At 69.1% G+C, this 19,467-nt stretch carries 14 protein-coding genes and 3 pseudogenes; 5 read left to right on the top strand and 12 right to left on the bottom strand.

The window, feature by feature from the left end:
• Window positions 1-37: 37 nt before the first annotated feature.
• From ABZ840_RS07315 to ABZ840_RS07325, 3 genes are all read right to left on the bottom strand, one after another.
• Window positions 38-1,138: a glycosyltransferase family 4 protein gene (locus ABZ840_RS07315; RefSeq protein WP_361554673.1), complete on the bottom strand. Its 1,101-nt coding sequence runs from the start codon at window positions 1,136-1,138 to the stop codon at window positions 38-40.
• 180 nt (window positions 1,139-1,318) lie between these two features.
• Window positions 1,319-2,815 (bottom strand): hypothetical protein, encoded by a 1,497-nt coding sequence (locus ABZ840_RS07320; protein ID WP_361554676.1) that lies wholly within the window; start codon window positions 2,813-2,815, stop codon window positions 1,319-1,321.
• Between the two features lie 39 nt (window positions 2,816-2,854).
• Window positions 2,855-3,286, bottom strand: a complete 432-nt coding sequence (locus tag ABZ840_RS07325) for a hypothetical protein (RefSeq protein WP_361554679.1) — start codon at window positions 3,284-3,286, stop codon at window positions 2,855-2,857.
• Window positions 3,287-4,291: 1,005 nt separating this feature from the next.
• On the opposite strand from ABZ840_RS07325, the gene ABZ840_RS07330 reads away from it, so the two are divergent.
• Both ABZ840_RS07330 and ABZ840_RS07335 read left to right on the top strand, forming a co-directional pair.
• Window positions 4,292-5,302: a RimK family alpha-L-glutamate ligase gene (locus ABZ840_RS07330; RefSeq protein WP_361554682.1), complete on the top strand. Its 1,011-nt coding sequence runs from the start codon at window positions 4,292-4,294 to the stop codon at window positions 5,300-5,302.
• Window positions 5,303-5,685: 383 nt separating this feature from the next.
• Window positions 5,686-6,798: a SagB/ThcOx family dehydrogenase gene (locus ABZ840_RS07335; protein ID WP_361554685.1), complete on the top strand. Its 1,113-nt coding sequence runs from the start codon at window positions 5,686-5,688 to the stop codon at window positions 6,796-6,798.
• A gap of 179 nt (window positions 6,799-6,977) precedes the next feature.
• Here ABZ840_RS07335 and ABZ840_RS07340 read toward each other — a convergent pair whose 3' ends face one another.
• The 7 genes and pseudogenes from ABZ840_RS07340 to ABZ840_RS07370 all read right to left on the bottom strand — a co-directional run.
• Window positions 6,978-7,850 (bottom strand): hypothetical protein, encoded by an 873-nt coding sequence (locus ABZ840_RS07340; RefSeq protein ID WP_361555399.1) that lies wholly within the window; start codon window positions 7,848-7,850, stop codon window positions 6,978-6,980.
• Entirely contained in the window at window positions 7,762-8,232 is a 471-nt protein-coding gene (locus ABZ840_RS07345) for an FAD-dependent oxidoreductase (RefSeq protein ID WP_361554688.1), read from the bottom strand. Before ABZ840_RS07345 ends, ABZ840_RS07340 begins: the two co-directional genes overlap by 89 nt.
• Before the next feature lie 68 nt (window positions 8,233-8,300).
• Window positions 8,301-9,137 (bottom strand): beta-ketoacyl reductase, encoded by an 837-nt coding sequence (locus ABZ840_RS07350; protein ID WP_361555402.1) that lies wholly within the window; start codon window positions 9,135-9,137, stop codon window positions 8,301-8,303.
• Complete coding sequence (locus ABZ840_RS07355) at window positions 9,041-10,051, bottom strand: zinc-binding dehydrogenase (RefSeq protein WP_361554691.1); 1,011 nt, start codon at window positions 10,049-10,051, stop codon at window positions 9,041-9,043. The genes ABZ840_RS07350 and ABZ840_RS07355 overlap by 97 nt, the downstream gene beginning before the upstream one ends.
• Window positions 10,052-11,226: 1,175 nt before the next feature.
• Window positions 11,227-11,745 (bottom strand): annotated as a pseudogene (locus tag ABZ840_RS07360) (polyketide synthase dehydratase domain-containing protein); the annotation flags it as partial.
• Window positions 11,746-12,005: 260 nt separating this feature from the next.
• Window positions 12,006-12,371, bottom strand: a pseudogene (locus ABZ840_RS07365) (acyltransferase domain-containing protein); the annotation flags it as partial.
• Window positions 12,359-14,623, bottom strand: a pseudogene (locus tag ABZ840_RS07370) (type I polyketide synthase); the annotation flags it as partial. The pseudogenes ABZ840_RS07365 and ABZ840_RS07370, both read right to left, overlap by 13 nt.
• 248 nt (window positions 14,624-14,871) lie before the next feature.
• On the opposite strand from ABZ840_RS07370, the gene ABZ840_RS07375 reads away from it, so the two are divergent.
• A complete protein-coding gene (locus ABZ840_RS07375) occupies window positions 14,872-15,903 on the top strand; it encodes a phosphotransferase (protein WP_361554694.1) in 1,032 nt (343 codons plus the stop codon).
• Between the two features lie 254 nt (window positions 15,904-16,157).
• Entirely contained in the window at window positions 16,158-16,922 is a 765-nt protein-coding gene (locus ABZ840_RS07380) for a glucose 1-dehydrogenase (protein WP_361554697.1), read from the top strand.
• Between the two features lie 54 nt (window positions 16,923-16,976).
• Here ABZ840_RS07380 and ABZ840_RS07385 read toward each other — a convergent pair whose 3' ends face one another.
• Complete coding sequence (locus ABZ840_RS07385; protein ID WP_361554700.1) at window positions 16,977-17,585, bottom strand: TetR/AcrR family transcriptional regulator; 609 nt, start codon at window positions 17,583-17,585, stop codon at window positions 16,977-16,979.
• Between the two features lie 105 nt (window positions 17,586-17,690).
• Window positions 17,691-18,641, bottom strand: a complete 951-nt coding sequence (locus ABZ840_RS07390; protein ID WP_361554703.1) for an L-histidine N(alpha)-methyltransferase — start codon at window positions 18,639-18,641, stop codon at window positions 17,691-17,693.
• A 481-nt stretch (window positions 18,642-19,122) separates the two neighbouring features.
• Here ABZ840_RS07390 and ABZ840_RS07395 point away from each other — a divergent pair, with 481 nt between their 5' ends.
• The gene (locus ABZ840_RS07395; protein ID WP_361554706.1) at window positions 19,123-19,461 is read left to right on the top strand and encodes a hypothetical protein; all 339 of its coding nucleotides are present in this window, start codon (window positions 19,123-19,125) and stop codon (window positions 19,459-19,461) included.
• Window positions 19,462-19,467 lie beyond the last annotated feature (6 nt).

The following is a 19,467-nucleotide window of genomic DNA, read 5'->3' on the forward strand; positions in this document are numbered from 1 at the left end:
GAAACCGGCATTGAGCAGACCTCTCGAGCCTGATGGGTCATGCGCGACGTTCGACCTCCAGACCCGCGGGGTCGTTCCGGGAGACGGTATCCATCTCGCCGGTTCCCACGAGGGTGCCGAGCCTGCGCAGGCGCGAGGACGCGTGGCGGGTGGCGTCGTACAGCGACTCCACCGCCTCACACCAGATGTCGAGGTCAGGAGCGGCGCTGAGCTGGTGGGAGCGGGCTTTGGCCCGCCGGGAGGCGCGGGCCCAGTTGGCGGGGTCGCGCAGGGACATCAGGGCGTGGATCCAGGCGTTGACGTCGTCGCGGTAGGCGAAGATGCCGGCCTCGCCCAGGGACTCGACGAGTCCGGGGGTGGGGTGGGCGATCACGGGGATGCCGGAGGCGAAGGCTTCCACCGCGACCCGTCCCCAGGATTCGTACAGGCTGGGCATCAGCATGACGCGGGAGCGCCGGTAGACGTGCTCGCGCATTTCCTTGCCCGGTACGCCGTCGATGACTTCGCAGTTGGGGAGCCTGGGCGGCGGCATGATCTGCTGTCCGTACGCGCCCCGGACGCCGAGGAACTTCCACTCCGGGGTCCAGGCGGCGATCTGCCAGAAGAGTTCGCCGCCCTTGTCGGGGTTGAGGTTCACCAAGGTGGCGTTGTTGCCGGGGTCGGTGCGGTACTCCTCCGCGAGCACGGGTGGGCGGACGACGACCGTGCACTTGGGCAGGAATTCCTTGGGGTAGCGGGCGTAGTAGATCTCTCCTTCCCGGCGGATCCATTCGCTGTTGTAGACGACGAGGTCGGCGCCGGCCGCGTTGTGGAAGCTGTTGGCGAAGTTGTCGTGGCAGATCACGATCACGGGGATGCGGCGGGCGGCGGCGAGCCCGGAGACGAGGGGCACGTTTTCGAAGTGGGACAGGAGCACGTCCGCCCGTTGGGCGTGGGCGGCGAAGTCGGTGCCCTCCTGATAGGGGACGACCCGCACGCCGTCGATGTCATAGCGTTTCTCGATGGTCCCCGGGTGGGACAGCCAGACCGTGACCCGGTGACCGCGTTCGGCCAGCGGGCGCAGCATGGAGTGGAGCATCCATTCCGAGCCCGCGTTGTGGGTCGGTGGATATCCGTAGACCCGGGCCGCGATGGACATGCTGCGTGGGGTGGAGGTTGCGGATAACCGGTGCGGGCGGGATGCCACCGTGTCCACGTGCTTGCACTCCCTCTGGGTGGGGGCTGACGGAAAGGTGAGCTGACGGAAACGTGATACGGATGCCCGCCGACGGGAAGGCGCCGGCGGGCAACTCGGTTGTACGTGGTGACTGACCCGCTCTTACGCGGTGACGACGCGGACGGGAGTGGAGACCGGCTCGTGGTCACCCACCTGGAAGGTCAGGTACACCTCTCCCGGAGAGGCATCGCCGGTGACCTGCACCGCGACCCAGAGCGTGGAGACCGACCCCTTGCCCGCCAGGGCCAGGTCTACGTCCTCGAACGTGAGAGTCTGCCCGGCCAAGGTCCCGGGGTAATACGCCATACCCTGGCCGGCGCTCATAACGGTCAGCTGGTAGCGGTTGTCCCGCTCGGCGACGAACTCGATACCCCTGTTCGAGGTCGACGGGAGGGATACCGAGACCCGTTGACGGGCGACCTGGCCTGCGTCCTCGGCGCGCACCCGTACGCCCGGATATCCGACCGCGCCCACCGGTGTCGAGCGAAGGTCCCACGGGGGAGGCGCCGACACCGAGAACGCGGCGGCACCCGCCCCGACCTGCAGGTCCGCATGGCCGGTCAGCCGTTTGCCGTTGATGACGGCGTAGACCTGCATCGGGCCCTCCTTGGGGCCTGCCTGCAGGGCGCCCGCAGGAACTGTCAGCCAGCCCTGGGAGTCCGTGGATGTCTTGTACGTCTCCGAGGGGCGCTCCCCGGAGAGGAAATAGGAACCGGTGCCGCGCGGCTGCAGCTCCAGCGTCACCTGCTGCCCGGACAACGGCCGGTTGCCGGTGTCGAGGATGCGGAGGGCGAACTCACCGAAGGGGGTGTCCCGCGGTGTGGTGATCGGGCTTCCCGAGGAACTTGCCGGCCTGGTCTCGGCTATCTGGAACTGCCGTGCGGGGGCGGCCAGCCGTACCACCATCCCCGCATACGAGGCGCCGCCGTGATAGCCCGGGTCGCAGTGGCTGAGGCCGGGTTCATGCGAGCCGTCCTCGAGGAAGCTCACCACGGTGGTGTCCCCGCGGGCGGTGAAGGTGAACGAATGCCGTTCCCAGTTCGGATTGAACACGTTCAGGGCGTCCCGCGTACCGGAGTTGTTGACCCCCCAGCTGTCGCTGTGAATCACCTTGTCGTAGCTGTCACGGACCTCGACGATGCCGTTGGCCCAGTTTTTGCTCTCGCCTTCCCAGGGCGACTTGCCAGCCCAGTAGGAGACCTCGTACTCCGCTCCGCTCTCCGTCGCGATCTCCTGAGAGATGCCGCCGTAGACCCGGTCGCCGTTGACTTCGAGGAAGTTGGCCTTGCGCCACTCGGGGAACTCCCGCATGAACGCTTCCGGAAACTTCGCCACATCGTTGTTCTGGGGGCCGAGACGCTGGAGAACGTCGAGAATTTCCTTGCCGCCATAGTCGCAGCCCGGCCTGGTGTAGACATCCCACTCGGGAAGGTAGCTGCCGTCCACGCCAGGCCGCTTGACGGGCCTGTCGTAATACAGGTTCGACCTCGGCTGAGGGGTTACCGGGGGCAGTTGTTCCAGGTTCCCGTTCTTCAGCAGGTTGGGATTCTCGCTGTCCCTTGCTGCTGCCGTGCGGACTTGCGGAGAGGCCTCGGTCATGGCCACCACTCCTTGGTGTGAGTGTTGAAGTGAGCCGGCCTACTGCTGGATGCGGATGAGCGAGGAGGAAGACGCGGGCTGGGTGCCTACGAGGAAACTCAGGCTCGTGTCGCCCAGCACCGCATTGGCCAAGGCCTGCAGCTCGACCAGAACCGCGGACTTTGAGCCCTTGCCCGCCAGCGCGAGGTCGACGCCCTGGACGGTGAGCACCCGCCCGTCGTGCGACAGGACCCCGTCGGGGTGCTCCCTCTCCACCCATTGGGCGCCTTGCATGTTCCCCACGACCAGCCGGCCGGTGAATCCGGTGAACCGCAGCCCCTTGCCCGAGGGGAGGGTCACGGAAATGGTCTGCGGAGGAATCCTGCCGCCCTCGCCGGTGGCCTCCACTTCGATGCCGGGGTATTTGACCTCGCCGTTGCGGTCCATCGTCACCGGGCCTCCCGGAGAGATCAGGAATTGTTCTTGAGGCATGAGGGCACTCCCGTCGTGTGTCGTTTGGGGGTAGGACACGCTGCCGAGCTGGAACGCGTCCTCGGTCTTGGCCGGGTCCCGGCTGAAACTGCTGCCGAGTCCGCGGGGTTGCTGACCTGTGTCCAGTCCAGTCCAGGCCGGGCCAGGACAGGAAAGCCAGGACAGGACAGGAAGTGAAGCCTGCCCGGACATGGCTGTCACTGCCGAAGGGGAATGGGGAAACGTCGTTCTACGGCACAAATCGCCCGCGGCCGATGTGGTCGATGGCCTTTCGCCGGCGCGGCTCGGGGATTCACGGCAAGGCAGGAACGGGCACCCGGTTCGAGCGATCAGCTCACGGTCCGGGTCACGCTGCGGAGGCGGATGGCCGGCTGCGTCTGTCGGTTCTCATCCATGCCCGCATCGGCCACCCACTTGACTCGTACGAAATGAAACAAAGGCGCCGATATGCCGTGAGGCGCGCTGGATAAGGCTGGACCGACGCGGGGCACCTGCGAAAGGGGGAAGATGCTCACGGACGTGATTCCCTGCCAGGCAAGTGGCTTGCCGCATTCCGCAGCACGCGATGGCAGGCATCCCACGCGCACCCCGCGATCAATGCGTCACCGTCCCACGCGCCCCACGGCGCGGCTTCAGCTTCCCGCAGCTCAGGACCTCGCGCACGGCAGCGACTCACATTGGCCGGGACGTGCTCGGGACAATCGGGCCAGGGCCGCCTCGCACGCCGATTCCCCCTGGCACGTACCTGATGCGCTGGTAGAAGGCGTTGCTGGCGGGGTCGGCCGGGTTCGTGGACGACGGCCGTCGCGCCCGTGGCCGGCGTGGCTCTGCTCTGCTTGAATTTTAACGTCGTGTTTCCGACGCGACGCAGCTGGCAGCCGCAGGTGCTCTGCTGCCGAGCAGGACGACGTTCGCGTTCTACGCTCCCATGACACTGCGACAACCGAACTGAGAGTCTGGCCCGTCGGCGCCCCACAGGCGGTGGCAAATAGGTGAGGAGTCGGAGTGGACACAGTGCACCGTGCCCTGCCGGCGATGCCGGGCTTCGCCGATGTATGGATGCTGGTGCGGCAGCGGCCGGCCGTGCTGCGCCGCTCCACTCGCGAACTGGCTGAAGCACTTGCCGACATCTACGGCTCCCGCTTCGCGGTCTGGCACACCGACGAGTTGCTCTTCGGCGTCCAAGGCGGCCGGTTGGCGTTACGTACCCTGGCCGGCGTGGACCTGCCCGCTCCTGAGGTGGTGTGCGTACGCCAGGTGGCCGGCCCCATGGACAACGACCGTGAGGTGACTTTGCTGCGGCACCTTGAATGCATGGGCAGCACCCTCATCAACACGGTCGACGCCCAGCTGACGTCTCGTAACAAGATCTGGCAGCTGCAGGAACTCGCCCTGGCCGGGCTGCCGGTGCCCGACACCATCTCCTACGCCACTGCTCCCTTGGAAGGCGTCGTGCGCAGCCCCCGCCTGGGCACACCGTGCGTGGTGAAGTCCGTCAGCGGCGCCAACGGCGGGCAGGTCTTCCTCGCTCCCGACCCGCACCTGCTCCGCGAGGTGGCCGGCAGCCTCTCACAGGAGACGCCGTTTCTCTTCCAGGAGCACGTGGCTCATTCGCACGGCCGTACCCTTCGCGTGGTCGTTGTCGACGGCGAACCCACGGGCGCAGTACTGCACGCTTCCCGCAACGGCACCCTTACCGCCAACATCGCCACGGGTGGCTCCGCCACCTTGTGCACGGGCCGCTATCCGCAGGCAGAGGAGCTGGCGGTGTGCGCCGCACGTGCCCTGGATCTGGACATCGCCGGGGGTGGACCTGTTGTTCACTTCGGAGAACGCCTACACGGTCTGCGAGGTGAATGCCGTCCCTGGCTGGCGGCCGGAGCTGCTCGCGATCACCCCTGCAATCGCGGCCTGCATCGCCCGTCGTCTGTCTGCCCGAGGCTGCGCGGCATCGCCGCCAACCTGAGAGCCAAGGCCACCTCGCACAAGGTTGAAGTTCAAGCAGAAGGCCCGTGAATGGACTTCGAGTCGTGTACTTCATGGGGGCGCCGTGGCCGCGCTGCCCCGGTTGGGATGGCAACTCGACAAAGGCCCCGTGCCGCCAAACGAGTGGTTCGAGTGGTGGCTCTGAGTGCTGAGGCTGTGAGCGGGCATGCGTATGACCGAATTCGAGCCATTAGTTCGAATTTCGACATACTCCATCTCCTGAGGAGGCGACAGTCATGCGCAAGATCACAATGAACGCTCAGGCAGCTGCTCGTGCCGACCGTCGAGCCGGGTACTACCTGGCCCGCTTCCGGAGCTACGGCTCGAAGTGAGCCCGCGCGAACGGCGGGGGCCACAAACCCCCGCCGTTCCTCGGCCAGGCCCCCTTGCCGTGTTCCGCCGCTGGAGTAGCCGTGCGCCTTCGCCGTTCCCGCTGCCTGACCTGCTACTGGCACCAGGGCATGTTCATCGTCCACCCCTACCCCCGTGGCACGCCTACCTCGTTGCACCCGGCGGCCGCCGAGATCCTCTCCGCCTTCGAGGACTGGACCACACCGGACGAAGCAGCCAAGAACCTCGACCACCTTGCGCCCGAGAGCATTGAAGAGGCCGTGTCCGCCCTCGCGGACGCCGGAGCGCTGCTGGCGGAGGACAGCCCCTCCGCCGCCCAGGACCAGGACATCGCTCGCCACTGGGCCACGTGGCACCCGGAAGCGTCCTTTTTCCACTACGCCACACAGAACGACTACGTCGACAGCGGCATCAACACCGGGGACACCGACATCACCCCGGAGACAGCAGCGATGCCACCCCTCTTCACCAGCTACCCGGAAGCCGAGCGCCTGCTGCTGCCCCGGCGCCGCGCCGAACTGAGCACCGCCTACGACAAGGTGCTCTACGACCGCCGCACGCACCGCGACTTCACCTCGACTCCGGTATCGCTGGACACGCTGGCCACGCTTCTGAGCACCGTCTTCGGACCGGTGGATTTCATCGACAGTGGCCACGGCGCGGTCTTCCGCCGGACCAGCCCGTCCGGCGGCTCTCGCCAGGAACTCGACGCCTACCTCGGCGCGCTCAACGTCGCCGGCCTCGCCCCCGGCTGGTACCACTACAACAGCCTGCAGCACTCCCTGGAACTGCTGTCCGAAGGCCTCACCAACGACGAAGCAGCGCATCTGTGCGCCGACCAGGACTGGGCAGGCAACGCGGCCTTCCTCGTGGTCCTCGCCGCCCGGCTGGAACGCATGAGCATGAAGTACAGCACCCCTCGCTGCTACCGGGTATGCCTGCTGAACGCCGGACACCTGGGACAGACTTTCGCTCTGACCGCCACCGCGCTGGGACTCGGCCCGGCCCAGACCGGAGCGTTCGTCGACACGCTGCTCGCCGAGCGCTGCACGCTGGACAACACCGGACACACCCCGCTCTACGTCCTAGCAGCCGGCCATCCTCACCCCGAGCCCCATGAAGCCCCGCATGCAGCCACCCTCGACGCCTTCACGGATACGCCACTCCATGCCTGAGGTGCGGCGGCGACCTCCCGTATTCCGATGGCCCAGCGCTGGAAGTAGGCGAGCGGGCTGGGCCAGGGAATTCCGAAGTTGACGGTCTGGGTGCATCCCCGGAGGTCGGTCGTCGTCTTGACCGGTCGAATGCCCGGGGCGGTCGCCGGGCTCTTCCGTGGGCCTCCTCGCAGCCTCGATCAGCCGGCCGTGCCCTTTGCACCTTCCGGCTGGCGTGCAGGGTCGCCTGCTCGCCTGTTGCGCGGGAGCGGGAGGCGGGTGCCCACGGCCGCCGCGGTGCGCGCCAAAGGCGTGGTCATGATGGTGGCGACGCTGGTGTGGCCGGCGATGTAGGAGTCGAGCTGGCGCCACATGGGGGGCACGCGGGTGAGGGCTGTGTGGAGCAGGCCGGGGTTGCGGGCGAAGAGGTGCGACAGCGAGCCGCTGGCACGCATTTCACCCCCGAGGTCGTGGTTGATCTGCCGTCCGTAGTGGTCGGCTGCGGTGGTCTCCTCCGTTGTGTCGGCGGCGGTGACGAGGCGGATGGCGGCACGGCCCGCGAGGTCACCTGAGCGCAGGGCGTAGGAGATGCCTTCTCGGGACCAGTGGTCGACGAGGGCCGCGGCGTCACCGGCGACCAGTACGCGCCCGCGGGCCAGCGGGGAGTCGGGGTGGCGGCAGCGGGTCAGGTGGCCGGTGTCGTGGAGGGGACGAGGGCCGAGGAGTTCGTGGCGTTTGAGGAAGTCCTCCTTGTAGGCGCGCAGGGCTACGGGGTTGCCACGGGCGGCCACCACGCCGGCGGTGATGACGTCGCCCTTGGGGAAGACCCAGCCGAAGGAGCCCGGCAGCGGTACCCAGTCCATCAGGATACGGCCTCGCCACCGTTCTGCTGTCCGCTCGTCGGCCGGTACCTCGACCTCCAGGGCGAGGTCGACCTGCGCGCACCGCACCCCCACGTACCGGGCGACTTTGCTGGCGCTGCCGTCAGCACCGATGACGGCTCGGGAGTGGAGAGTGTCGCCACGGTTGGTCTTCACCGTGACGGTGCCGCCCTGCTGCTCCAGGGCGGTCAGCGCGGTACTGTCCCGGACCTCTGCGCCCGCCGCGGCGGCGGCATCGGTCAGGGCCAGCGTCGAGTTCGCTGCGGTAGACCATGGCGCAGGTCGGGGAGGCGCAGGCGAGGGTGCGTTCCTTGCGGCCGTTGAGGGTGAAGGTGAACTGCCCGGCCGTGTCGTACCTCTTCAGGGGAAGCCCGGGAGGAAGGGCGTCGAGGGCTGCTCCGATCAGGCCACCGCCGCAGGTCTTGTAGCGGGGGATGGCGGCGCGTTCCAGTAGCAGCGTGGCGCAGCCGTTCTCGGCGGCGACGCGGGCGGCGGTGGCTCCGGCCGGGCCGCCGCCGATGACGATCACGTCCCAGGTGCCGGGAGTGCGGGCAGAGTCGGTGGGAGGGGGCATGTGGTGCTCACCTAGCGGTTGGGTGGAACGGGGGAGTGGGCCCGTCGATCAGTTGGGAGCGGGGGCGGTCAGGAGGCGTTGGTGGACGTCGGCTCGGGGAAGAGGCGGCCCAGGAGATAGCGGGTGAGGGCCAGGGCCGTCGGGTGGGTCCACATCACCGTGGTGGGGATCTCCAGGGCCAGTTCGCGTTGCAGGCGGTTGCGCAGCGCAAGGGCCATGAGGGAGTCCAGGCCGAGTGTGACCAAGGAGGTGTTGGCGTCGAAGCGGTCGGTTCTCAGGCGCAGGACCGTGGCGATGTGGTCGATGACCTGGGGCTGGAGGAGGTGCTGACGCTGCTGGGGGCTCTCTGCCTCCCGCAGGGATTGCAGTAGGGCACTGCCGGCGCCTCCGGCGGAGTCCGCGCCCGCCGCCGGTGCGGCCAGTTCGGCGAAGAAGGCGGTGCGGGCGGTGGCCGGGTAGGACTCCAGCCACCGTGTCAGGTCGACGGGCGTGTAGGCGCTACGGCTGCGGTCGTGGGAGAGGAGGCGTTCCAGGGCAGCGATGCCCTCTGCGGGCGCGATCATGGTGTAGCCGCGTTCCGCCATTCCGGTGCCGCGTCCCACTTCCGCCCACGGACCCCAGTTGATGCAGGTGGCGGTAAGGCCCTGGGCACGGCGCCAGGATGTGAATTCGTCCAGCCAGGCGTTGGCGGCCGCGTAGGCGCCCTGGCCGGGGTTGCCCAACAGGGAGGCGGCGGAGGAGAAGTTCACCCACCAGTCGAGCTCTTGGGTTCGGTCCTGGACGGCGTGGTGGAGCAGCCAGGCCCCCGTCACCTTGGGGTGCCAGGCCTTCTCCAGTAGGGCGGGGGAGAGGTTGGCAACGGTGGCGTCCTCGACGACGGCCGCGGCGTGGACGACGCCGCGCAGGGGGTGCCCGGTGTGTCCTGGGCGGCACGTACGAGGGTGTCGGCGACGCCCGGCTCGGCGAGGTCGCCGCACACGATGTCCACGCGGGTGCCGAAATCGGCCGTGAGGGCATCGAGGGCGGTACGGGTGGCCGCGTTGGGTTTGGTGCGGGAGGTGAGCACCACGGCCGCGGTGCCTCGTTCGGCCAGCCACCGGGCGACCAGCAGGCCCAGCCCGCCGAGGCCTGTGACCAGGTAGCTCGCGTCGGGCCGTACGACGGGGGCGTCGTCGGGCCGCACGGGCAGGGTGCCGGTGCCTTCGGTGGGCGAGGTGAGAACGAGTTTGCCGGTGTGCCAGGCGGAGGCCATGGTGTGGAAAGCTGACGATGCGTCGGCCACGGGGTACTCGGTGACGGACAGCAGCGGCAGGGAACCGTCGGCGAGCATGCCGGCCAGCTCGCGGTAGCCCTCGGCGAGCAGGTCGGGGTCCTGCTGCATCATCATCAGCACGTCGACGCCGGTGAAGGTGACATTGCGTCGGAAGGGCAGCAGACCCAGCCGGGTGCTGGCGTAGATGTCCCGCTTGCCCAGTTCGATGAACCGGCCCCGGTGGGCCAGCAGGTCCAGGCTCGCGGACTGTGCCGGGCCGGTGAGGGAGTTCAGGACGACGTCGACGCCGCGGCCCTCGGTGAGGTCGCGCACTTGGTCGGCGAAGTCCAGGGTGCGGGAGTCCATGACGTGAGCGACGCCCAGCGTGCGCAAGTACACCCGCTTGGTTTCACTGCCTGCGGTGGCCAGTACCTCCGCGCCGCAGGCCCGCGCGAGGTGCAGCGCGGCCAAGCCGGTGCCGCCGCTGGCCGAGTGGATGACACCTTCTCTCCCCGCCGCAGCCGGGCCAGGTACCGCAAGGCGTACCAGGCGGTCAGATAGGCACACGGGAGGGCTCCGGCGTCCGTTGTACTCACCGCGTCCGGGACCGGCAGGACGCAGTCGGCACGTACGACAGCGAAGGAGGCCATGACGGCGGACTGGGCCTCGTCCACGAACATCGCCGCCACGCGGTCGCCCAGCCGTACGTCCTGGACACCGTCTCCGACGGTGGTGACGACGCCCGCGCCGTCGAAGGCGCAGACCTCCGAGTGCTCGCGCTCTTCGTCCGCATTGAAGCGCTGGTAGACACCCATGCTCTGGAGCACGTTGATGAAGTTGACGCTGGTGGCATCGACGCGGATTTCGATCTCGCCCGGTCCGGGCCGGCGGCGGGACTGGGCGACGAGCTCGAAGGAGTCCAGGTCGCCGGCGTGTGCCAGATGCAGTGCCACCTGGTCGCGGCCGTGGTCGACGGTGGTGCGGTGGCGTTCCTCCTCCGTCAGCGGGGTGTTGCGCAACCGTGCCAGGTGACGTGTCCCGTTCCGGTAGGCGATCTCGTCCTGCTCGGCAGGACAGGACACCAGCTCGGCGGCGACCTCCGCGACCTGCGTGTGCCCATCGACGTCCAGAATGCTGGGGCGCAGCTCGGGGTGCTCATAGCTGAGGACCCGTACGAGCCCACGCAGACCCGACTGTCCCAGGTCCGGCCGGTCCTCGGGCATGACCTGTTGTGCGGTGCCGGTGAGGGTCCACAGGCGCGGCGTGGTCCCGCCGTCTGCGTTCTGTGTGAGTGCGCGGACGGTTGCCACCAGGTGCGCGACCTGCTCGTGCGCTCGATGGGCGAGCGATGTGTTGTCGGGACCACCGTCGGAGCCATAGTCGGGTCCCGTGCCGGCGGCCGGCAGGTACACCACGGCCTGGGGTACGCACGGTTCCTTTGCGTCGTGCTCGGACTCGGCGGGCGTCACCAGTGCGTCCCCGCCGTCCACGGTGCCCTCTGAGGTGAGGGCCCGGATGTCCACTGTGGCGCCATGCTTCTCCAGGGCCTCCGCCAGGGCGGCCGCGTACGAGTGGCGCCCGGGTCCCGCCAGGAGGGTCCACGTACCGGGCACCGGGTTCGGCTCCGGACGTTCGCTGGGCTCCCAGCACGCCTGGAGCAGGCGGCCGGTGAAGAGCTCCTCCGCGCTCTCGGCGGGCATGTGGCGGAACTCCACTCCGGTGGCGTCCGCGGCCACGGACCCGTCGTCGGCCCACAGCCGGAAGTCCGCCACGTACCGGTCGCCGTCCACCTGCCGCAGGGTGACCAGGCAGTACCCGCTCAGCGGGAGCTTCCCGTACAGACGCGGGGCCTCGATGCGACGCGGCAGGATGCCGCCGACCGGTACGGAACCGGTGCGCAGTACGGCGCCCGCGACGGCCTGAAGGCAGGTGTCCAGCGCGACCGGATGGCAGTGCAGCGTCTGCGCGCCGGCCCGGCCCTCGTCGGGTACCTGAAGACTGGCGAGGAGGCGGGCGCCTGCGCGGTCGGCCGGTGCGTCATCGGCGTGCAGGGCTTGCAGGCCGAGGAATGGCGAACCGTGGTGCACGCCGCGTTCCTCGCGCATCTGCCGGTAGATCTCCGTCGGCTCCACGGCGTGCGGGAACTGTGCCAACAGGGCTTGCAGGTCGCAGTCCTGCGGGAGCGGGCCGTCCGCGGGGGTGAGATGCAGGTGCGCTTGCGCGTGCTGGACGGAGGTTCCGTCGGAGGCCGTGCTGGCCACCCGCCAGTGAGCGGTGTCCGGGCCTGCTGCCTCGACGGTGGCGGTGACGCACGTGCCCTCGGATGCGGATGCGGGCGCCGATGTCGATGCCGATGCGGAAAGGGGGAGACGTCGACGACGTACCGCGTGCGTTCCCAGGTGGTCGGCGGCACATCGGCCAGAGATCCGTCACCGTACCGGTCCGCCCAGTCCAGCGGATGGCCGGCGCAGTGCAGCGCGGCCACGTGAGTGTGAAAGGCCAGCGCGTCATCGGTGTCACGCAGCAGCGAGGGCACAACGGCAGTGTCGTGGTGGCCGTGCGCGGTGAGCGTGGCCTGCACCGGATGAGCCAGCACGGGGTGAGGGCCGATCTCGACGAACAGCCGGTGCCCGTCCTCGGCCGCGGCCTGTACCGCGTCGGCGAAGCGCACGACCTGGCGCAGGTTGTCGGCCCAGTACGCGGCGTCGAAGGCAACGTGCTCGCGTGGGTCGTCAGTGACGGTGCTGTAAAAGGCCGTACCCGGTGTCCTGCCGGCGATGTCGCCGAGGGCGGCGGCGAGCGCGGGCAGGATGGCGCGTCCATGTGGTCGGTGTGGGAGGCGACGTCCACCTCGACCACGCGGATGCCCACGCCGCGTGAGCCCCACTCCTCCGCGAGGCGGCGGATGCGATCGGCATCCCCACCGACGACGGTGTTCTCCGGCGACGCGACGACCGCGACGGTCACCCCCTGTACGTCCTCCTCCGCCAGCAACCGTTCCACCTCTGCACGCCCCAGCGCGACCGAGGCCATCAGCCCCTTCCCGGAGGCCCGCAGGATCAGCCGGGAGCGGCGGCAGATGACCCGTGCACCGTCCTGGATGCTCAGCGCGCCCGAGGCCACCGCGGCAGCCACCTCGCCCATGGAGTGGCCGATCACGGCCGCCGGCTCGACGCCGTGGGACCGCCACATCGCCGCCAGACCCAACTGGATGGCGAAGATCACCGGCTGCACCCGGTCGAAGCCGGTCACCACCTCGGAGCTGTACAGGGTCTCCCGCAACGAGAAGCCGGACTCCTCGGCGACGAGCGGTTCGAGCTCGTCGATGACTCGGGTGACCTCCGGATCCCGGTCCAGCAACTGCCGGCACATACGCGCCCACTGCGAGCCGTGCCCCGAGAAGACCCACACCATGCCGCGGCCGGCGTCCGGCACCGCTCTGCCGGTCGCCACCCCGACGTAGGGAGCGGTCCCGGCCGCCAGCTCCTCCAACCGTGTCACCAGCTCCGTCCGGTCGGCAGCGACGACAGCGGCACGCTCCCGGGCGGGCGAGCGACGTACGGCCAGCGTGTGCGCCACGTTGCCCAACGGAACCCGTGACCCCTCGCCACTCAGCCAGCCGGCCAGGCGGGCGGCCGCGGACCGCAGGGCTACGGGCGTACCGGCGGACAGCGGGTACACCTCCAGGCCGACACCGGCCTGGTCCAGCCCGGCACCGGCTCGGTCCAGCGCGGCACCTGCCTGGTCGAGCGGGGCACCGGCCCGATCGGGGCCCGTCCTGGCAGCAGGAACCGGGCGGACTGCCTTCCGCCGAGCGGGCGAGGAAGCGGGCGGCTGCTCCAGTACGACATGTGCGTTGGTACCGCTGATTCCGAAGGAGGACACCGCGGCCAACCGCGTGCCGTCCCGCACCGGCCACTCGGTGGTGTCGGTGGGCACGAACAGCCGGGTGCCACTGGGGTCGATCTGCGGGTTCCAGGTCTGGAAATGCAGGCTGGCAGGCACCATCCCGTGCTGTACGGCGCCGATGGCCTTCAGCAGCCCCGCCACGCCCGAAACCGGTTCGGTGTGGCCGATGTTCGTCTTCACCGAGCCCAGCGCGCATCGCCCCCGGCCCTTGCCGTACACCGCGGCCACCGCACCGAACTCGATGGGATCGCCCACCGCCGTGCCCGGGCCGTGTGCCTCGATCATCCCGACGTCACCGGCCTCGACGCCCGCGCGTTCCAGCGCCATACGGTAGAGATCGATCTGCGCCGGCTCCGAGGGAGCGCTCAGCCGCGTGCCCCGGCAGTTCTGATTGACCGCCGTACCGCGCAGCACCGCCAGCCCCCGGTCCCCGGCCCGCACCGCGTCCGCCAGCCGCTTGAGCACGACCACTCCGCAGTCCTCACCGCGTACGTAACCGTCCGCGGCGGCATCGAACGAATGGCAGCGCCCGGTGGGGGAGAACACGCCCCACAACGCGGGGGCGATGACACCCTCAGGCCCCAGGGTCAGCATGGCGGCCCCGGCCAGTGCCACATCCGTCTCGCCGGTCCGCAGGCTCTGACAGGCGGTGTGCACCGCGACCAGCCTCGAGGCGCAGGCGCTCTCCACAGTGACCTCAGGCCCCTTCAGGTTCAGCATGAACCCCACGCGACCGGGCTCGATGCTGTCGAAGTCGGTGTACATCGCGTAGGCGTTGACCTCCTCCAGAGGCCGCTGCACACGCAGCATGTAGTCCTTCTGGTAGACCCCGGAAAACATGCCCGTCGGCGTACCCGACAGTCGCTGGGCCGGAATTCACGCGTGCTCGATGGCTTCCCAGACCACCTCGGACAGCAACCGGTGCTCCGGATCCACCCAGGGCGCCTGACCGTTGATCCCGAGGAACTCCGGCTCGTAGGCATAGACGTCCTCGTCCAGGACGCAGCCGTAGCGCAGTCGGTCCGCCACCTGCGCGGGCAGGCCGGCCGGTTCCTCCTGCCCCCACCGTTCGCGCGGAACTTCTCGCATCGTTTCCCGGCGCGCCGACAACAACCGCCACAGCGAAGCGAGGGAGCGTGCCTCACCGGGCAGTCTGCGGGCGGCCCCGACGATCGCGATGGGCTCGTCCTGACTCGCGCCGAGTTCCTCGACGCCGGCTTGTGCACGCATGGGCTGGCCATTCTTCACCACGGGGAAGCCGGCAGCGGTCGGTCACGCTCTCCGCCACGCCTTCAAATTGATCTTGCGGTCAACCCGGCTGTTTCGTCGTATGGCTAGGCATATTCCTTGGGTGTACGGAGCGCAGGCGGTAGCGCAGTTGAAGATCGCCAAAGCTTCTGCGCATCGGGATCAGCCAGTTGGCGGGTCAAAGGAGGATCATCGGCCAGGCGAGCCCGGGCGGATGGGAGTATGACCTCATGTGGTCACGACTGCCGTTGGGGGAGAGGCTCAGGGCCGAGCTGGGCGCGCCCCGGCGGGTCCGCAAGCTGGCGAGCAGCCCGCGATCGCGGGTATGGCGGGCCGAGTTGTCCGGCACGCGCGTGGTCATCAAGCAGCTCGTCGGCGGCCCGGAAGCCTCTGAGGGTTACACCCGAGAGGTGGCGGCATTGCAGCTCGCGTCCGGGGCCGACCCACCCGTGGTGCCTCTGCTTCTCGGCACCGATCCGGACGAGCGGGTGCTGGTACTGGAGTACGTCGACGAGCGAGCGCCGCGCGAGGACTGGGTGGTCGACTACGCGACGGCACTGGCCCGGCTCCACACGATCCCTACCGGCGACGCGGCGGACGGCCTTCCCGCTTGGTCGGGCCCGAGTGGGGACGACACCGATTCTTTCCTCGCGCTTGCGCAGGCGATGGACGTCGCTGTGCCGCCCGGCGTACGAACCGAGCTGGAAGGCCTGCTGGAGCGCCTGGCCCGGGCCCCGGGCCGTACTGCGCTGCTGCACGGCGATCCCTGTCCTGGCAACGACCTGCACACCAGCAGCGGCGTCAGATTCATCGACTTCGAACAGGCCGCGCTGGGCAACGGGATTGTGGAGCTTGCCTACCTCCGCATCGGCTTCCCCACCTGCTGGTGCGTCACCGCCCCGACGCCGGCACTGCTGGAAGCGGCAGAGTGCGCGTACCGCACGGCGTGGCGCGACGCGACGGGTACCGAGGCCGACGGCAATCTCACCGACGCATGCGCCGGCTGGCTGCTGCGGGGCGACGCACTGGTCCAGCGGGCTCAGCGGGGAACCACCGACTACCTGGGCAAACTCCCGAGCCGCGACTGGAAATGGGGCACTGCGACCGCCCGTCAACGGCTGGCACACCGTCTTCAGGTCGTCGGCCAAATGGGTTCCGAGGATGGTGAGTTGAAGGAATTCGGCCGACTCGCCGCAGCCATGTGTACGGGCATGCTCACCCGCTGGCCCGAGCTGCAGGCACTGCCTTCACGACGGCCGTAATAGGCGTCTCTCAGTAGCCCAGTAGCCCAGTAGCCCAGTAGCCCAGTAGTCCGGCAGTCCGGCCGGAGTGGCGCCGATTGCAGCCTTCCCGTTGCGGCCTCCCGTTTCGGCCCTCCTATTTTGGACTTGCGGGTCCATTTTTGCCGTCGCACAGTGGCACTCCGCCCTGGATGCACGGGGCGCCGACCGGTTGACCGCTGAATGCGGTTCGGCCGGGCGTATTCACCGTGAACAATCGACCGACGGAGTGGACGATGTCGATGCGCCTTGAGGGTAAGACGGCCCTGGTGACCGGAGCGACCAGCAACATCGGGCGGGCAATCGCGGAGGCCTTCGCCGACGAGGGCGCGCACGTTGTTGTGTCGGGCCGCAGTGCCGACCGAGGCAAGGAGGTTGTCGACGGCATTCGGGCCCGCGGCGGCAGCGCCGACTTCGTCCGGGCCGATCTGGACGGCAGCGTCGACGCCTCGCAGCTCCTGGCCGAGGAGGCGACGCGGGTCCTCGGCGGCCGCATCGACGTCCTGGTCAACAACGCCGGCATCTACCCCGGCGACACCACCGCTGCCACCGACGAAAAGACCTTTGACCAGGTCTATGCCGTGAACGTGAAAGCCCCGTTCTTCCTGACCGCGGCCGTCGCTCCCGCCATGGTGCACACCGGCGGCGGGGTGATCGTCAAACTGGGCTCGTGGATCGCCCGCCTGGGTGTCCCGGTCGGCGCCCTCTACAGCTCCACCAAGGGCGCGATGGAAACCCTGACCCGAGCGTGGGCTGCGGAGTTCGGGCCGCAGGGCGTACGCGTGAACGCGATCTCCCCGGGTGTGGTGCTGCCGCCCGCGCCGGGAGAGGCCCACCCGGGCGAGGCCATGATGAAGGGCACTCCTGCGGGCCGCGTGGGCACTCCCGACGCCATCGCGAACGCCGCCGCGTACCTGGCCAGTGACGAGTCGGCCTTCGTGCACGGCACCGTGCTCGACGTCGACGGTGGCCGCACCGCCGCTGCCGTCATCGCCGGCTGACCGAGCACCCAGCCGCCAGATCCGTCCAGCCGCCGGGCCCCTCCAGGCGCCAGGTCACTGCGCCGCGCTGCCCGCGCGGCGCAGGTCCGCGATCCCCTGGTCGAGGGCGGCGCGCAGGTGGGCGGACTGTCCGGTCGACAACAGAATCGACACACCGCCTTGAACCGCGGCCAGCAGTGCCGCAGCCCGCGCATCGACATCGAGCTCGGCGGGGAGCAGGCCGGCCGACTGCAACGCCCGGATGCCTGCGGCCAGACTCGCCTGCCAGCGGCGCATCAACTCGATGACGATCGCCCGCGCCCCGGGCGTCGAGCGCCCGACCTGAAGAAACAACGCCCCGAGCGGACACTCGTCGCCCAGGGCCTCGTACCGCTCGATCACCACATCACGCCACTGCTCCCAGGCTTCCCACGAGTCCAGGCAGTCCAGATACGGCTGCTGGTCTTCCAGGACTTGATCTGCCTCGAACTGGGCTACGGCAACGAGCAGTTCTTCCTTGCCGGCCGGGAAGTAGTGGAACAGCTGCCCCTTGCTGGTGCGAGTCCGCGCCATGATGTCGTCCAGCGTCACCGATGCGACACCATTCTCCCGCAACACCGCTGCGGCCCCCTCAACGACCCGATTCCGAGTCGCCATGCCCTTCGCCGTCAGCTGCCCGGGCATGCCCCGCCTCCTCAGAGAGATGCACTGCAGAATGGACTGTACGGTCCACTGTAATGCGGCGGCCGGTCGTGTTTCACGCCCATGCCCGTGGGGAGCGCAGCTGCTTCAGCGCAGCAGAAGAGCCCCGTACTGGTACTCCTCCTCCACCCAATGCCGCCGGCACTCGAAGCCGAAGGCCGCCAACTCCGCTACCAATTGGCTGAGTTCGAATTTCTGGATCACGTCGTGGAAGAACGTCTCGTCCCTGGCGAAGTCGAGCGAGATGTTGAGCCGGGGGAGCGACACGCGCTGCTGCGCCACACTGCGGATCTCGCCCCTCACCTGCTTGAGCGGGACGTCGTAGACCACGGCCGGCTCGAAGGAGGCGAGCTCGAAGTCGGCGCCGTACTCGTTGTTGAGGTGAGCCAGCGTGTTGAGCGCGAACAGCCGGCGCACCGGCCGTTCCCCGTCGAACCCCGCTCCGTACGCCCGCCGTACGGCCTCGACGGGCTGGTAGAGGTCCACGCAGAGCAGGACGTGGTCGTCCGGCCCGCAGCAGTCCCGGAGCGAGCGCAGGAAGCGGGATCGCTCGGGCGGCGTCAGGCAGCCGAAGGTATTGCCGAGCATTGCCACGAGGCGGCCGGTCCCGCGGCCTCGGAGCCACGGCAGGGCAGCGCTGAAATCGCCGTGCACCGTCGTGACCCGTACGGCCGGCCACCGGGCTACGAATCGTCGTCCCGCGGCCTTCATCGGCCCCGGGCTCACATCGATCCCCGTGTACGCGCGGAGAAGGCCGTGCGCATCCATGGCTGACAGAAGGAGCTCCGACTTCTCCGCGCTGCCGGCTCCGAGGTCGACGAGTTCGGTGGCCCCGGACAGGTGCGCCACCTCGCCCGCATGGTCCCGCAGCAGCCTGTCTTCCGCGCGGGGAGGGTAGTACGCGGGCAGGCGCCGGATTTCTTCGAACAGCTGTGAACCGGTCGTGTCGTACCCGTAGCGGTGCGGGATCCGCCGCGGGCTTTCGGCGAGACCGGCCCGCAATGCGTTCTCTGCACCGTCGGACGGGTCGTCCGGCACGAGGACGACCTCGATGACCTCGGACGCGGCTCTCTCCGTACTCATTCGTCGCTCCCGTGCTCGAGCCGCAATCCTGCTCCCTTGCTACCACCGCTGCGGGAGCGTCGCCCGCGCAGCGGTGGTGGGGCAGTGAGCTCGACGGTGCTTGGCGTGGGTGTCCAGTGGGAAGCGGGAGGCCGTGGCACGTTACGCCGTCGGAGTGGCGGGGTGCCCCGGTCAGGTGGTCGGGGCGGCGGGGCGGTCGCGTGGGCGGCCTTTCGCGTTCGGCCGGTTTCCTTGCCTGCCCAGCGCTCCATGCCGGCCCCGTCCTCGCGATGTGAGCGGCGGGGCCGTTTGCTCTCGGGTCTCCTGCCGGACGGCCATCGCCGTGTCCGTACCGGCCGAATAAGTCGGCTTATTTCCCCCGCGATACCTCGGTTCGGCACAGTTACTGTGACGGGCGGTCAGGGGAACGGCCCCGGACCGATGCGAGGGGGAAGACATGGCGAATGCGGACTTCCGGCCCAGGACGCTGATCGGTCGCAACCAGGCCTGGACATCCGGTGACGGCAACACCCTTCTGCGCCTTCAGGAGGACGGCAACTTCGTCCTCTACCGCAACGGCAAGGCTGCCTGGCAGGCAGAGAACGTGTATCCGAACGGGGAAACGGCCGCGCTGGAAACGAACGGCGACTTCGCCGTGTACGACGCTTCCGGCAGTCGGCTGTGGCACTCCGACACCGGTGGAAACGACGATGCCCAGCTCTCGGTGCAGGACGACGGCAATGTCGTCATCTACGCCAACGGCCGGGCGATCTGGCACACGAAAACCGCGGGCTGACGTGCG

This window comes from Streptomyces sp. NPDC047117 (assembly GCF_040643545.1).
Taxonomy (GTDB): domain Bacteria; phylum Actinomycetota; class Actinomycetes; order Streptomycetales; family Streptomycetaceae; genus Streptomyces.